Source organism: Erysipelatoclostridium sp. An173 (assembly GCF_963931465.1).
Taxonomy (GTDB): Bacteria; Bacillota_I; Bacilli_A; order Erysipelotrichales; family Coprobacillaceae; genus Thomasclavelia; species Thomasclavelia merdavium.
The window spans coordinates 1,209,763-1,225,754 of record NZ_OZ007017.1 but is presented as its reverse complement, the minus strand read 5'-3'; the positions used below and the strand labels follow the sequence as shown (position 1 = coordinate 1,225,754).

13 protein-coding genes are annotated in these 15,992 nt (G+C 26.5%); all 13 read right to left on the bottom strand.

Annotation, left to right across the window (positions count from 1 at the left end; all coding sequences use genetic code 11):
* Window positions 1-19: 19 nt before the first annotated feature.
* Window positions 20-1,909, bottom strand: a complete 1,890-nt coding sequence (locus ABGT36_RS06240; protein ID WP_346677259.1) for a DUF3732 domain-containing protein — start codon at window positions 1,907-1,909, stop codon at window positions 20-22.
* Entirely contained in the window at window positions 1,906-2,364 is a 459-nt protein-coding gene (locus ABGT36_RS06235; protein ID WP_346677257.1) for a three component ABC system middle component, read from the bottom strand. Before ABGT36_RS06235 ends, ABGT36_RS06240 begins: the two co-directional genes overlap by 4 nt.
* The gene (locus ABGT36_RS06230; protein ID WP_346677255.1) at window positions 2,365-3,582 is read right to left on the bottom strand and encodes a hypothetical protein; all 1,218 of its coding nucleotides are present in this window, start codon (window positions 3,580-3,582) and stop codon (window positions 2,365-2,367) included. It abuts the gene before it with no gap.
* A gap of 653 nt (window positions 3,583-4,235) precedes the next feature.
* The gene (locus ABGT36_RS06225) at window positions 4,236-4,433 is read right to left on the bottom strand and encodes a hypothetical protein (RefSeq protein WP_346677254.1); all 198 of its coding nucleotides are present in this window, start codon (window positions 4,431-4,433) and stop codon (window positions 4,236-4,238) included.
* A gap of 1,187 nt (window positions 4,434-5,620) precedes the next feature.
* Window positions 5,621-6,736: a DUF2971 domain-containing protein gene (locus ABGT36_RS06220; RefSeq protein ID WP_346677252.1), complete on the bottom strand. Its 1,116-nt coding sequence runs from the start codon at window positions 6,734-6,736 to the stop codon at window positions 5,621-5,623.
* A gap of 433 nt (window positions 6,737-7,169) precedes the next feature.
* Window positions 7,170-7,727 carry a hypothetical protein gene (locus ABGT36_RS06215; RefSeq protein ID WP_346677250.1) on the bottom strand — a complete coding sequence of 186 codons (558 nt, stop codon included), beginning with the start codon at window positions 7,725-7,727 and terminating at the stop codon, window positions 7,170-7,172.
* A 438-nt stretch (window positions 7,728-8,165) separates the two neighbouring features.
* Window positions 8,166-8,738 carry a hypothetical protein gene (locus ABGT36_RS06210; protein ID WP_346677248.1) on the bottom strand — a complete coding sequence of 191 codons (573 nt, stop codon included), beginning with the start codon at window positions 8,736-8,738 and terminating at the stop codon, window positions 8,166-8,168.
* A 2-nt stretch (window positions 8,739-8,740) separates the two neighbouring features.
* Window positions 8,741-9,544: a hypothetical protein gene (locus tag ABGT36_RS06205; protein WP_346677246.1), complete on the bottom strand. Its 804-nt coding sequence runs from the start codon at window positions 9,542-9,544 to the stop codon at window positions 8,741-8,743.
* A gap of 452 nt (window positions 9,545-9,996) precedes the next feature.
* A complete protein-coding gene (locus tag ABGT36_RS06200) occupies window positions 9,997-11,385 on the bottom strand; it encodes a hypothetical protein (RefSeq protein WP_346677245.1) in 1,389 nt (462 codons plus the stop codon).
* A 95-nt stretch (window positions 11,386-11,480) separates the two neighbouring features.
* Window positions 11,481-11,957 carry an AAA family ATPase gene (locus ABGT36_RS06195; protein ID WP_346677243.1) on the bottom strand — a complete coding sequence of 159 codons (477 nt, stop codon included), beginning with the start codon at window positions 11,955-11,957 and terminating at the stop codon, window positions 11,481-11,483.
* Window positions 11,958-12,148: 191 nt separating this feature from the next.
* The gene (locus ABGT36_RS06190; protein WP_346677241.1) at window positions 12,149-12,430 is read right to left on the bottom strand and encodes a hypothetical protein; all 282 of its coding nucleotides are present in this window, start codon (window positions 12,428-12,430) and stop codon (window positions 12,149-12,151) included.
* A gap of 82 nt (window positions 12,431-12,512) precedes the next feature.
* Window positions 12,513-12,782, bottom strand: a complete 270-nt coding sequence (locus ABGT36_RS06185) for a hypothetical protein (protein WP_346677239.1) — start codon at window positions 12,780-12,782, stop codon at window positions 12,513-12,515.
* A 132-nt stretch (window positions 12,783-12,914) separates the two neighbouring features.
* Window positions 12,915-15,992, bottom strand: coding sequence for a type I restriction endonuclease subunit R (locus tag ABGT36_RS06180; protein WP_346677238.1), 3,078 nt, complete (start codon window positions 15,990-15,992; stop codon window positions 12,915-12,917).

Below are 15,992 nucleotides of genomic sequence, written 5' to 3'. Positions count from 1 at the left end.
CTTTATAAAAATGTTTTCACTAATTATTACTTTGATTATTTATTGGAGGAATAAGTGCATTATTTATTCCATCAAATATTTCTACTAAATGAATATTATTACAGTCTGCCCAAGCATCTATCGATACATGTTCAAGAAGAATAATTTGAAAATGTTTATTATCATTTAAAATATTTTCAAAAAATGTATTCATTAATTTAAAAATTTCTTTAACTTTATTCCAATCATCCTTATTAGAAAGACTTTCTTTACTCATATTATAATCAAATGTGCTGTTATTAAAATAAGGTCGACTTGGCTGATCCATTATTAAAAAAGGCATGACATAAGGAATATTATTGTTCATTATTAATTGATGCATTCCTAAAAATAAACACAAATGCATAAATAAATGATCCGAACTACTTGTAATATTCGCAGTGGTAGTTGATTTATTTCTACGCAGTTTTAGAACCATTTTATTATAATCAAATGTTGCTAAATATGTACCATATTCATCTAAAGCAGTTTTAGCAACATCTATATAAGTTTGTACATAATCATTTAACGCATCTAATGTAGTCAATTTTCTTTCTTCTGGGTCATTATATATAGCTTTTAATTCATCTAGTTCCTTTCCCTTAATCCTAATAGATTCATCAATTGTATCAGCTGAATTCTGATGATTTATTATATTAAAAAACTCTGTTTTCAATTCTCCAATGGAAATAAGTCTTTGCCTGTCATTTTTAACAGAATCATCTATATCTGGAATAATTTTTAATTTTTCTTTTATAATGCTTAATTCATCTTCAAGACCATCTATTTTATCATCCACACCATATTCAAATGGCATTTTATCTTTTATAGTTTTTTTTATTTTTCCAAGTTCAATTTCTAAAATATTAAGAAATTGCCTATACTCGTCATTAGTAATATTATCCGAAAATTTACTTTTAATATATTTTATCGGTTTAAGAGAGTCTTCTTCAGCACTTAAGCTGTTTTTATATGTCGCATATCGATTTTTAAAACGTCTTAATTTTTTAATTTGTATTTCAATTAGTTGCTTTTTTTGTTTCAATATTTCAATTTCTTTATTTTCTTCTACTTCAACTAAAGAAAGATTTCCTGTTTCTAAAATATATTTTATCTCTTTTATACATTCATTGGTCTCTATCAAGTTTGGAGAAATAATTTTTAATTCTTTAGCTTTTTTTATAATAATATTTAAATTTGTATTTTGATTCTCAATTTCTTTTTCTAATTTTTTTTTATCTCTTTCCAATTTAGATATCTTTTGACTTACATTATCTATTTTTTCTTTTATCATTAAATTTTCAATAGTTGTAATTCCTAAAGCTAAATCAAAAATACGCGGTAAGGCTTCTCTATACCTAGAAAGATCCATTTTATCAAAATAATATTTACTATGATTAATTACATCTCCAGATAATGTATTAAACAACATAAAATACCTATAAGATATTTTTGAATTTTGCCTTATAGCTTTACCACCATAACCAAAAGTTACTTTTGAATTGATAGAAAATTCCTGTTCAATAATTTCCTTTAGTTGAGATTCACCTATAGTTACATATGGCAATTTAGGAATATTACCATCTGGAGAAAAATAATAATCTTTAGATAATTTTGTCTCGTCCTTATATTCACCACGAGCTATTGTATATAGCTTTTCATTGATACAAAAGTTTAATCCATACCATAAAACATTTTCTCCAATATGCTCATATGAAATATTACTATCACTTCCGCACAAGCAATAATCTATAATTTCCAGTATTGCTGTTTTTCCAGTTTTACTATTTCCAGTAATAACATTCACTTTATCATTTTTAAACTTTAAAATCCTCGTATCACCATTTTTTAACCACAAAATCATCTTTTTGATATAAAATGTCATGTTCATAATTCAATTCGCAAGCTTAAATATAGACTACTTGCATCCTCCTTTGTAAGGATTTCAGACAAATTATTAGCAGCAGCAATTATGCTATGAGCAGTTTTACCTAATGTTTTGTCATAAAAATCAAATTTTTCACCAGTAAATATAACATTATTTTTTTCAATCCTTAATAATTTCAGCTGTGACATCAGTAAAAGTGAATTAATGGATAATGGTAATTTTTCTTGAAACCTACGATTAAAATTCAAAAAAACTATACTTTTTTTTACAATTAATTCTTCAATACTCCTAACCTTACAATTACTTTTTTTAAGATAATCTTTAATACTTTTATAACTCATCAAAGGTTCTATCAACAAACATTTAGTTATTTCTAATTTTTTTGTATTCCTTAAAACAGTCAATATAGCTATTCCTGTTAATAATTCATTATTTTGAAATGAATGTAGATCTGCCACTTAATATTTCACCTCCCAATTTACTTTCCAACCAATTTTACTTTCATTTGCTAGATAGTAAAATTCTCCATTACTTAAATCTATACCTAAATCAGTAGTAAGTATTTTAAGTTGTTTTGATCTAATATCATCCAAACAAGCTAATGCATTCTTATTATTAAGATTTATATCAGATTTTGTTAATCTGTGTGCTTTTTTGTGCGTGTTTTTCCAAATATTTATAGCTTGTTTGTGAAATTTATCTAAGTCACTATAAGTAATTTCACCATTATGATACCACTTTTCAAGATTCATCCTCACCGTCAACATAAATTCTGAAAATTCTGTTACCTGTAATAAATCTTCATCATTTATCTCACCAATTTCAATCAATTCTCTAACAAAAGGCTGTTCAAATAAATTTTTTGGAAACACAGGATTAAATGTTCGTATAGGTAAAGTTGTATTACGATTTTGCTCAAAAATACACGTATATTTCTTAAGCCAATCATCATAGGAAATTATTTGATGATTGCCTGTTTTTACATTTTTAAAAAAATCTTGTTTCAACTCTGAAAATAAGGCATTAAACACATCATTGACTCTATTTTTTGCAATCATTTTTCCTTGAATGCTTGATTTTATACTTTCGATAATTTCATCACCAGTATCTACAAAATTTAAATTCCCGAAAAATAATCTTAATACCTTATCATTCAACATTGTAACATCATGAATATGTTTTTTTACATTTAAATCTTTTGTACTATTTTCTAACTCAGATAAATAATTTTGTAATTCTAAAAATTTTATTTTTTTTACCTGCAATTTGTTAATATTAGAAATAAATGCATTTTTATCTATTTTTTTATTCGTTGCAAAAATAAATTCAGTGTCTTTTATGAAACTCCTTTGTTTATTAATTGTCATTCTATTATTGTCACAAATAACTTTACACCAATTTGATAATGTTTTCCATAAATCATCATCCCTCTCTGTAAGATTACTAGGATTGCCATTTGCATTTTTTTGTACAGTGTGCTTTAATTGAATCAATTTGGTAATTATTTTAGAATTTGAATATATTTCTATATGGACATCATCCTTTGCTTCGTATCCAATTGATTGACCAGTTTGTAACTTTAAAAGTTCGTTTATAAAATAAAAATATTGAAAATCAAAACCTATAATTTTTGCATCTGCAGAGGTTAAATCATATCTATTTATTTTATTATCCATAGCCATCACCGTCTCTACTAATTAATATGATATATACAATATATTTTCCAATACAAATCCCCACTTAATTACAAATATTATCTCATAACTTTTAATTATACTCAATAAGCTTTTAGATATTAATTTTGTTTATAAAGATTTTCAAATCTAAAACCTGTTAGACATTTTGAACTCTCTATTCCTTCTTGCCTACAAATCTTATGACTTTTAATCAGTAACTTCGATTTAGTAACTGCAGAAAAAGCTATAACATCATAACTATCATAATTTTCCACTCTAATTAATAATTCAATTCTTTTATCTATTGAAATAATAGGTCATCCATGACTGAAACTATCCTCTCTCACTGAATCATATATATTAATCCAGTAACGTAACTGTATACGAAAATTTTCGTGTTTTACTCCTGGTGAATCATTGATATATTATCTATTTTATATTTAATCACAAATTTTAATTTAATTTTTTTGAATAGTTCAGATAATTTGTCAATTTAAAGGCAACACCTAATGTAAGTTATATTCCAAATAAGATTTCTTTAGGTGTTTTATATTTAATACACTTTCTTGGTCGATCGTTCATAATGCTTAAATTATAAGATAATTCATCTTCGTCAACTTCAAATAAATCCATACCTTTGTGATAAAAATTTTCTAATAACCTGAAAATTCTTTTTCTCTATCAAAGGTAATGGTTTTTAATATTTCATCAGGAAACTCTTTCAAAACTTTTATAATTGTAGGCGCTACATGTTCTTTTTTCCTGTCAGGTAATAAGACTGCTATAAAATAGTTTGATTTTCGCTCTGCCAAAGTAGCAAAACAATATTTGCTTTTTTCTCTTGTGATCATTTTTTTCTGATTCTATTGTATCTGTTTTCTAATACTTCATTCTTCACGTTTATAGATATCTTTAGGGCGCTTTTTTACCGTTCATCCACCATCTTTGAATTTTCCTCTTCTTTTAGCTGGTCGTTTAAAATGACCTTTTCGCGTTAAATACTCTAAGGTCATTTTTTTTAATCTGTTTTCTATGGATTTTTCTATAAATGGTGGAAGTGGAATTTACAGAAGTTCCTTCCTCATTTCTGTTTGCAATTTGTTTAGGAGGCCAGTGTTACTTTATTTTTTCAACATAATTTAATACATTAGTACCATTAATTGTCTTGCGATGACATTCTTTTCTTCTTGATTCATATAAGCTTTATACTTTATTGAGATAGTACTTATTAAATCAACCAATACTGCCAGAGTCAATCTTATTACGATTTATCTATCTTGAGGTGGTATTTGGTGAACATTTTATTTCTTTTGCAATACTTCTAATATTCATACCAGAATTTTTAAATTGATTGATACAACAACGCTCGTTTACGTTAAGACAATTATATCTCACAGATCTTACCTACGATTAATTGTTTGGTCACTTACATTTTAACTCGGTAATTTCTATGAATTTTTATGTTGCACTTGTTATGATAAATTATCTGTAAAAAAAGACCTTAAAGACTTACGCCCCTAAGGTCTAATTTTTCTGTATTTTTATTCTCTAACCATTCTTCCCTCGATAACGGAGTTTGCAAAAAACACGCTATCGATGGTTACAAAACAACAAGTATACTATTCGAACTCACTTAATTGTTCAACTCCCACTAACCTAAATAGGTTAGTATTCCATACAAAATATCATTTTCGTCACATATTTTTACACTGTACATTCTTTTGATGAATTAATAGTATCAAATTAGCATCACAAAATCAACAATAATAGTATCGTATTTATATATTGTAATTAGCTTAATTTCATCTATCTTTTCATTTTCACTTATCTTATGATACATTTCGGTATTAATTTTCTCTAATATGTACTAATTACATCGCTTTTAAATATTTTAAATTATACTGTGTACTCAAATGAGTTCAAATAGAGTATATAATTAGTCTTAAAAATAAAATAATAACGGTAGCATCAGTAGTTAAAAATTATGAAAAAGCTGATGCATATCATAAATTATCTAACCCCTTTGGATCCAAAAAATTTATCTTTTAAATTTATAGCAATCCTCACATTTTACTTTACACTCTTCCATTTCAAAAGTGCCTAACTTTCGTGTAACCCCAATATAAGGGATATTTTTACTATTACATATTTCAATAATCTCTTTTCTTGTTTTATAATCCATTCTATTACCTAAAAATACTTTCGTGATTGGGAAAAATTCTTTATTATAATCGCTAGTTTGTCTTCCCATAGGCATTAATAATCTCCATTCATTTTGATATGCCCAGTCTAAACTTTTTCTTAAAGCACCATGAAAATATATATTCCAAATTATATCTTCAGTGACATCCTTGTCTTCAAAATGTGCTAATTGTTTTGCCATATTTGGTCGCACCTTGCAATAAATCATTGGAAATAGATTCAAATATATTTTTTCGTATCTTTTATCATTAGGTAATATAGTATACTCAACACAAAAACCTTTATGACAATTAGCATACCCAGCCCACATTAATTGCGAATAAGGATTAGTTGTAAAACAAGAAACGCGAAAAGTATTTTTTAATTGGGATGAATACTCTTCAAAATTAGATTGAATTACAGCTTGAACTGCTTTTGTTAAATCATCTGTTTTTTCTAACTGCTTAGTAATTTTAAGAACAAATAGTTTATTAGATAATTCTTCTATTTCTGTTAAATTATCTTTTGTAAAAATATTAGAAAAATCTTTTGTTTCTAAATAAATTTTTAATAATGCTTGGACGAATAAATCTCCTATTTTATGCGTAGAAAGATTTTCATCAATTTCAATGTTGCTTCGTTCACAATATTCAATCAACCTATATCGCTCATATTCAGAATAATCCATATGTATATCAGAATCATATACATCATCAAAATTGTTTGGAGTTTGTAAATATACTGTATTATTTTTTAAAGACTCGATTGAGTAGTTAATATTTTCAATATTACATATATTAGGAAAGTATTTATAAAGTTTTAACGGCAAGGCTAATTTACTTTGTAATGAAAATTTATTACATCCTAATTGCTCAACTTTATCTAATTCATAAATTTTTCCATTAATAATACAATGCGTTGTACTTAATCTATATGCTAAATGCTTTAAATTTTTTATCTCGCTAATTGCCATGTGCCTCCTCTATAATATGATTATCAAAAGAAATTCTCCATATTCTTGTAAATAACTAATAAATTTATCATAAATTTCCAAACAATATACGTTTATTTCTTGTATTCACAATTTTTCTCAAAATAAATTAAAATAATATTTAACTCACTAACTTAAATAATTATAAAAGTTACTCTCAAGAACAAAATATATCTTTATAAGATAAAAATACTCCATGAATTGATTTTTATTTGATATGACGAACTACGATAAATGTAATATGAAATCTTAATGATTTCTATATAATATTGTCTATTTGTTCAATTGTAAACACCATAAATTTCACAGTTAACTATGAAATATCATTAATAACATTATTAATCGAAATAGATTGATAATAAAATAAGGTACTGTAAAGTTCTTAATTGCATATTTAGGTTGTTTAAAAATCATTCTAATGTCCTAAATAACTCTCTATTAACGATATGAGTTTAGTTCCACATCTATCGTATATTTTTTCCCCTAATCCATCTAATTTAATGAATTCATCTTTGCTCAACGGCTTATAAGTTGCTAGACTGACCTGAGCTCTTTTACTAATCAATACACCTATATCTACACTATTTATAAAAATGTAGTTTCTAATTAGAGACAAAAGTTTTTCGTCGGTTAGAATAGTTCCATCATCATCAACGATAAGATTGAAGCCATCCTTTTTTATATATTTTTTCTTCAAATTCTTTTTCTTTTTTGTTTTATTTTTTATTTCAAAGTTTTCCATCTTAAAATTAGGATCAATGATTCTTACTTTAGATGGGAAAGCTCCCCCACATAATCCTATTCCAGAATTATCTTCAATGACTTTGATTAAACCAATCTTTTCTAAGCTCTTTAATGTTCTTATTGTACATTTACCACCTTGAGTATACAGTTCATTTTTAGAACCATCATCTAATTTCATTCTCAAAAATTCCATTGTTTCATATTGTAACTTTGAAAGTTTTATTTTCATGATTTCCTCCTATCAAAATATATTCTATAAAAGATTAATAGCAATTGAATATTAAGCATTAAAAAAGTAAAAAGCATAACCTACTCAACATAATTAAGTTTGTACTATATATTAATCATTAATCGTACTTCATCGATAGTATAATTATTCGATCTCCGAAATGAAATGTGTATAGTGAACATATTTGTTAACTTTCTTTGATAAATGATATTATTTTTTCTATCTTTTGCTTCATTTATAAGATTTTTATCATGTGGTGATAACATAAAGGTATCAGCTTATATGAAATCCACAATAAGTTTTAGCCATATAAATGACTGATTTACTTTGAAGCTTATCAATATTTTAAAACCATAAAAATTATTCAATTCAGTTTTCTAACGCATCAATTGTTGTAATTTCAAATTTTAAAAAAGTTAATTCACATCAATGATAACTTTATTCATAGTCTTCTGTTTGATTCCCTGACATATCGGTGTCTCTCGATGCTTTTTTTGATTGATTTATTCTAATTAGTTCTTGCATAATAGAAATTAATTTTTTCGAATTAAAAATTCTGTACATTAATTCTTCAAGTTTTTCACGAGTTGTACAAGAGAAAATATATCTTGAGTCCCCACTCATAATACTTCTTGCAATACTTTCTTCAAGAATAATATCTACAGGGTAATGCGCGGTATCATATTTAACAAAAAATAATCGATATTTATATTTATCATATTCTGGTGTATAAAGATAGCATTCAAATTTATGGATTTCTTGCCCTATTTTTCCCAATTCGGTTTGAATATCGATTTCTTCGTCCATCGATCCAATAGCCTTAGTTAATGAAGAAAATCCTTGCCTTGTATATGACATCACGTGTCCTCCATATGCTTCAATACGTCCACATATAATGCCTTTAGTTTCTTGTTTTAATTGCTCTAATATTTCAGAAATCACCTTTTCTGGTGCTGTTAAATCAATATCATTAAAATCTAGTTTATCACTAATATTAAGTTTTTTTTCCATAATTAATTTTCCTCCTTTATTTCAAAAATAATTGGTAAGTGGTCACTAATTGACTTATCAGGATGTCCTTTTGAGTCTATTAAATACCTTGACTGTGTTTCTGTAACGATTTTCAAACTATCATCTACAAACCTATCTCTCAATACAGGTCTTATAATAACCTGATCATAAAGATTCCAATACGTATTTATTGATTTGCTATTGTTATGATAATATGTACCATACGGTTGCTTTTTATCTCCTAAAAAGCGCCACATTGGATTATAAAACATAGCGTATTCATTTCCAGCAACAGATCTTGATTTTCGTTTTGTTTCTTCATATACTGGTAGGCTATGAAAATATCTTGCATCTAAACAACTAGCATCATATGGATTGATATTAAAATCACCAACAATTATTGTATTTTCTGAATGTATATCTTTTTCAATATTACATATTTCTCGCATTAACTGCTCAATATGAATTTGTCTCTGCGCGTCATGGTCAGAGTATATTTTGCTATTCAAATGTGTACAACACAATATATCTTTCCCATTGATAATTTGTATACTTGTATGATCATTATCAAATCTCATCTCAACATCTTTAATCTTTCCTATAATAGTAATACGATCACAACAATTATCATAAAGTCGCATTTTTAAGCCATATTGTAATAACAAGATTTTCAATAAATCATCTATTTCAGCAATATATTCAGCTAAAACAACGATAGAAATATTATTTTCAGCAACAAGCTCAGCAATAATAGAGTTAATATCCGCATTCTTATATGTATTCCAAAATAATACCTTCAAATCCAAAGTCACCTCCTTGTCACATACCTTTATACTCATAATTAATTCTTAAACACACTTAACCCGAAAACTATTCATTACTTTATCAAAACATAATCACAGCAGTACATTTGACAATTTTCCAAAACTATTTGTTCATTTTTTTCTTAAATGCCTAATATAGTATACTTAATTTTATTCAAATTTACTAAAAATCATTAACTACTGTCTACATATTGTTTTATTTCTAAACTTTGATTTTAAATTTCAACTAATCCCAGTGTAACATACTTTTGTAAATAAATGTTCGTATATGATTTAGTTTCGCAACCTAAAACACCTTCTACCATTTTCTCAGAAAATGTTCATTGTACTTATCAGATCTCAAATCAAATGCAGGCATTGTTCCTTCTAAAATATCAATCATTTTTTTCTGATATGTGTATCTTCTATTGCTCCACTTTCATATCTTATTGAATTTATTTTTTATCCTTTTCGCAATAAATAACCAAATCCGAATCGCATGCAATTACTAAATTTGGATTGTGAATAATTAATATTACCTGTCTATTTTTCTTTGCTCCCACAACACTAGGAACTAATTTTTTAAATATGGATTGATTATCCAAATTATCTTCTGGTTGATCTATAATTAGAGGTAAGTCTTCTTTGTCCAAAGCCAAATAAAATATTAGTAATACTATTCCTTTTTCTCCAAGTGATAATTGTGATAAATTTTTTCCACCCATTTTCAAAGAAAATACAACATTAAGATATTGCAATGATGAAACATAATTATAAAAACTTAATCTATTTTTCAATAAAGTATCATATTTCTCATCATTTTCATTAACTGATTCTAATAATTCACAAACAAATAAAACTACTTCTTGTTCATCATCAAATTTATATTTTCTAATTAAACTATTTACATATTCATTTCCACTATTTTTTCCTTTAAATTTTGATTGAATAGTTTGGTTAACTTGATTTAGAATTGTTATTACAAATTCATCATCAATTAAGGTTGTAGATTTAAACATAACTTTATCATCTATACTCTGTAAAATTTTGTCGAGCTTTTTTTCTACTGGTTGATATATCTCATCCAATATTTTTTTCTTTGAATTAATACAAGAAAAAATTTGCTTAACCAAAGAAATTCTTTCTTTTTTTAATGAATCTAATTCTATATCAATGGAATTATTCAAATAATCTAGTTCATTTTTATAGTAGGTCATGGAATCAGCATTTGAAGCACTTCCAATTATTGACAATCGTTTTATTTCCCATTTTTCTATTTTTTCAAGATATGTTTGATAATCTTTTTGTGGCTTCGAAAGCATCTCTTTTGCCCTATTTACTCTCTTATTTAAGATTTGAATTTTGCCATAAAGTGATTCCATGTTTTGAAAATCAGATTCAATTACCGATTCATCAGTATCTATCGTATATGAAATATCATCATAATTTTCTTTTAATTGTTTTTCCAAAACAATAATTTGATCCTTTAAATTATTTATTATAATTTCTACCCCAGAAATATCATATTTATAATCAATACTAAGTTTTGGCTCTATTTCAAATTCTTGATTAAATATTTCTGCTTCTTTTTTCAATTCTAAAATTAATTTGTCATACTCAGAAACTTTTGTTATAAACAAATCAATTTCTTTTAGTTGTTTTCTTTTTCTAATTAATTCTTCTTGCTTAAATTTAATACACAAATTTAACTCTTTAATTTTTTTTGTAAATTCTTCTATAGCTACTAATCCCTGTTCGTGTATTTTATCATTACCCATAGGCTTCTTTACTTCTTTTGGTTTGTTTGAATTGTGCCTATCTAGTTCTTTTTCATAATACCTCAATTTTTTCTCTATTTCTTCATAATAGCTACGTTGTTTTTTTTCTTTCTAATTTAATTATTTTCTTATTAATCTCGTCTAAATCTATAGTTAAAAGATTAATCTTTTCTTTTAAATTTTTTTTCTTTAATTTCAATCAACTCTGATAAATTTATTGTTTGTTCTCTATCTTTTTTATCTATGTAAGAATAAATAACTTTATCAATCTCTATTTGAAATCTCTTATCCAAATTATTACATGTATCTTCAATAAATCTTTGTGGTAAATAGCGAACATAACAAATATCGGACTTATTCGATAAATCAAAATTACTAACACCTAATTTTTCATTATCAAACCAAGTCATCTTTCCACAATAGTCTAAATTAAATAATTTGTCCTCTTTACAAAATCTATCTTTAGATAAGAATGAAAAAGAAGAATTATTATCTGTTCCTCCAATATAACCAATTAAATCAGCTAAAGCGCTTTTTCCACTTCCTTTATTCCCAATTATAGTTGTCAAGCCCGGATTAATTTTAAGACTAAAATCAAACCTAGTATCAAAGTTTACAGCATCTTTTTTCTTTTTCACTGTAATTTCTTCTATATATCTTTCTGGATTATCTTAGACACTTTGTATTTTAGTTGGACAATCTCCAACAAATACTCTCTCCTCACAATGAATTATAGCTTGCTTAAGTCCTTCAAAATTCAATTTAGCTTTTAACCATAAGTTTTCTTTAAATAGATAATTTTTAGGATTGTGATTATCTGAACATATTATTAACGGCCTCGATTTAATTTCATTAAAAAAAATTTTTTGTATCCTTCTATATCTTTTTTATTACTTACTTCAAATATATCAATATTTTCAGCATACTCACTTTTTATAGCTTGTCTTGTAGGCAATGCATTAGTTATTTGATCATCCATTCCATTAGCTTTTTTCCCAGTATGTATAGAAATTATAGCATTATGACTTTTGGCAAATTCTAAAATATCATTATAATCCCAATATATATTTTCATTTGTATAATTATTTGGTTTTGCTTTGTTTCTTAACATTGTTGCATTAAAGTCTTCTTCCAATATCTTTAAATTAGAAGTATTATTGAATAATAAAATAATATGTATATTTGGTCCACCTTTAGCAGTTCTTAACTCTACACCCGGAAACAAAGTGATATTTAGCTTTTTTAGTAATTAAATTTCGCAAATCAGTAATTCTTTTTGCATCAATTTTAAAATGATCAGTAACTGCAATTGTACTTATCTTTTGCTTTTGCCATTCATCTACTAATAATTCATTAGCATCATTTGCTTTATACTTATAATCATATGACGAAGCAGTATGACAATGTAAATCCCATTTATACCAATTTGATCCATTGTCCTTAAAAACAATCGAACTTTCCATTTTTATCCTCCTCTTAAAACATTAATAATCCATTTACATGATTCTATTCTTGAAAATATTTTTATGAAAAACAAATTATTTTAAACATTCTATCTACTATTCAGTATATTAAAAAATCAACCAAAGACATATTTATTCTTGATTAACCAAACCAAAATATTTTTCAAAGAATATTTTCAACTTGTTAATCACATTTTGTTTCTTTTTATCACGTGAACCACCACCAAAACGAGAAACCGGTGGCATGATTCTGTCTAAATCAGTACCAGTTGTTTTTAATATACCGTCTCGAAAAGCATTATCAACAAACTTGATTGTTTCTTCAGGCTTTAGTTTTTCTTCACCAATCAGTGTTTGAATATCAATTTTTTTCTGTTCTTTAACAAACTCCTGCCAGTCATCATTGATATTTGAATCTGTATTGATTGTATTAATAAAGTTTTCAATTAATTCTTTTTTAGAGCGCAACTGTAAACTTGATTTAATTGCCTTATCAATTGCTACAAGAATTTCTTTATCCTTACAGTTATCCTCATGATATTTTGCAACTAGCATTAAAATATAATCGATATTTACCTCTACCTGCTTTACTAATTCTATTTCGAAAACAACATCATCAATAATACTGGCTTTATCTCCTGGTTTAGCTTTAATATCTTCATATATATCATGATATGTTCCTGTATAATCTTGAAAATCAATTGCTGAAAGAATTTCATTGCCTGCAAAGCGATCAAATGCAGCTAAGATATTTCTTAAGCGAAGAATGTTTCCAAACAGGACAATAAAATCTTTCTTATTTTGTACGCCAATAATTGGCTCACCTAAAGGAAATCTAGAAAGTAATTCTTCTATTCGTTCTTCATAGCCTTTTATAATTTTTCCTTTATCATCTATGCATCCATAATAATAATCATCATAAGATTTCAAAAGAACAATCCCATTAGCTTCTTTATCCCCAAACAGTTTAATTGCATCATTAGTTGCTTTTTCTAAATCCCTAAAACATACAATATTTCCAAATGTCTTTACTGAATTTAAAATACGATTTGTTCTGGAAAATGCCTGAATCAAACCATGCATCTTCAAATTTTTATCAACCCAAAGCGTATTCAACGTTGTAGCATCAAAACCTGTTAAAAACATATTTACTACAATTAGTAAATCTACTTCACGCTTTTTAACTTTATCTGACAAGTCTTTATAATAATCCTGAAAACCTTTACTGCTTGTATCAAAATTCGTTTTAAAAATCCTATTATAATCATTGATTGCCATTTCTAAAAAATCACGTGAACTCTGATCCAATCCTTCTGTATCAAAGCTTTCATCTTCTAAAATCCCATCTGCACTATCTTCTTCATTTGGAGCAAAGGAAAAGATTGTTGCAATCGTTAAATCACGATGCTTTTGAGCAATTTGCTTTTTAAATTCTAAATAATATTTTTTACAGACAGGAATAGAACTTACTGCAAACATTGAATTAAAACCATTTACACGCTTTCCTTTTAAACTGTAATAAGAATTACGCATTGTTTTTTGATCAAAATGTTCAAGAATATAGTTAACAACTTCTCTAATACGCTCTGGAGATGCAAGAGCTTCTTCAGTATCAATTGCAGTAACTTTTTTATCATTTTCTTCATCTTTTTGTTTAACTGTATTTATATAATCAATTCTAAATGGCAAGACATTTCCATCATTAATAGCATCAACAATTGTATAAGTATGTAACTTATCACCAAATGCCTGTTTTGTAGTTCTTAAATTAGGATTCCCGCCACTTTTAGCATTTACAGAAAATATAGGAGTTCCTGTAAAACCAAAAATATGATAATTTCTAAAATAACGGTCTACTTTTACTATTTTTTCTTTCTTTTTTATAGTTCCGCCTACAATACGTGTATGCATATCTCCAAACTGACTGCGATGACATTCATCAAATACTAAAACAATGTGTTTATCACGAACTGGATGCATTGGATTTTTTGTAATAAAAACATCTAATTTTTGAATTGTTGTAACAATAATACGTGATGTACTATCTTCTAATTGTTTCTGTAAAATAGCTGTATTTTTGTTACTGTTAGCAGCACCTTTTTCAAAACGATCATATTCCTTAATTGTCTGATAATCCAAATCCTTACGATCTACTACAAAAAGAACTTTATCGATATAAGGAAGATTACTTGCTAATTGTGCAGTTTTAAAAGATGTTAAAGTTTTACCGCTTCCAGTTGTATGCCAGATATAGCCACCAGCTTCAATAGTTCCTGTTTTTTTATAGTTAGTTGATACCTCTATTCGATTAAGAATTTTCTCTGTTGCAACAATCTGATAAGGACGCATAACAAGTAATAATTCTTCTGTTGTAAAAACACAGTATCTAGTCAAAATATTCAGTATTGTATGTTTAGCAAAAAAGGTTCTAGTAAAATCTACTAAATCAGGAATAATACGATTATTTCCATCAGCCCAAAAAGAAGTGAATTCAAAACTATTTGATGTTTTTTTGCTTCTTTTTCTAGATGTACCTTCATTTTCTTTAATATGACTGAATCGAGTTGTATTTGAATAGTATTTAGTATTCGTACCATTAGAAATAACAAATATTTGAACATACTCATACAATCCTGATTTAGCCCAAAAACTATCACGCTGATAACGATTAATCTGATTAAAAGCTTCTTTAATTGCTACTCCTCTTCGTTTCAGTTCAACATGAACAAGCGGTAAACCATTAACAAGAATAGTCACATCATATCGTGTATCATACTTTCCACCATCTTCTTCATACTGATTAATCACCTGCAAACGATTATTATGAATATTCTTTTTATCAATCAAAGAAATATTCATTGTTGTTCCATTTTCACGAATTAAATTTTGAACATAATCTTCCTGAATCTTACGTGTCTTTTCAACAATACCTTCATTATTATTAACAATTTTATGTTTAAAAAAACTATCCCATTCCTTATCCGTAAAACTATAATTATTCAACAGTTCCAACTGTTTTCGTAAATTATCAATTAAATCATTTTCATTATTGATATTTATATATTCATATCCCTGCTCACTTAGCATTTTTATAAAAGCCTGTTCCAATGCAGCTTCACTCTGATAAGCATCAGATCGTCTGGGCTGAGGTTCATATTCAGCCACTACCGTACTTTCATTGGTAGCTAAAATCATATTATACATACTCAT

What these genes read in the sequence shown, in the direction of transcription:
- ABGT36_RS06225 (WP_346677254.1), bottom strand. Translation starts at nt 4,433, where the DNA reads ATGATCACAAGAGAAAAAAGCAAATATTGTTTTGCTACTTTGGCAGAG.
- ABGT36_RS06210 (WP_346677248.1), bottom strand. Translation starts at nt 8,738, where the DNA reads ATGGAAAAAAAACTTAATATTAGTGATAAACTAGATTTTAATGATATT.
- ABGT36_RS06240 (WP_346677259.1), bottom strand. Translation starts at nt 1,909, where the DNA reads ATGAACATGACATTTTATATCAAAAAGATGATTTTGTGGTTAAAAAAT.
- ABGT36_RS06180 (WP_346677238.1), bottom strand. Translation starts at nt 15,992, where the DNA reads ATGAGTATGTATAATATGATTTTAGCTACCAATGAAAGTACGGTAGTG.
- ABGT36_RS06215 (WP_346677250.1), bottom strand. Translation starts at nt 7,727, where the DNA reads ATGAAAATAAAACTTTCAAAGTTACAATATGAAACAATGGAATTTTTG.
- ABGT36_RS06185 (WP_346677239.1), bottom strand. Translation starts at nt 12,782, where the DNA reads ATGGAAAGTTCGATTGTTTTTAAGGACAATGGATCAAATTGGTATAAA.
- ABGT36_RS06190 (WP_346677241.1), bottom strand. Translation starts at nt 12,430, where the DNA reads ATGTTAAGAAACAAAGCAAAACCAAATAATTATACAAATGAAAATATA.
- ABGT36_RS06230 (WP_346677255.1), bottom strand. Translation starts at nt 3,582, where the DNA reads ATGGATAATAAAATAAATAGATATGATTTAACCTCTGCAGATGCAAAA.
- ABGT36_RS06220 (WP_346677252.1), bottom strand. Translation starts at nt 6,736, where the DNA reads ATGGCAATTAGCGAGATAAAAAATTTAAAGCATTTAGCATATAGATTA.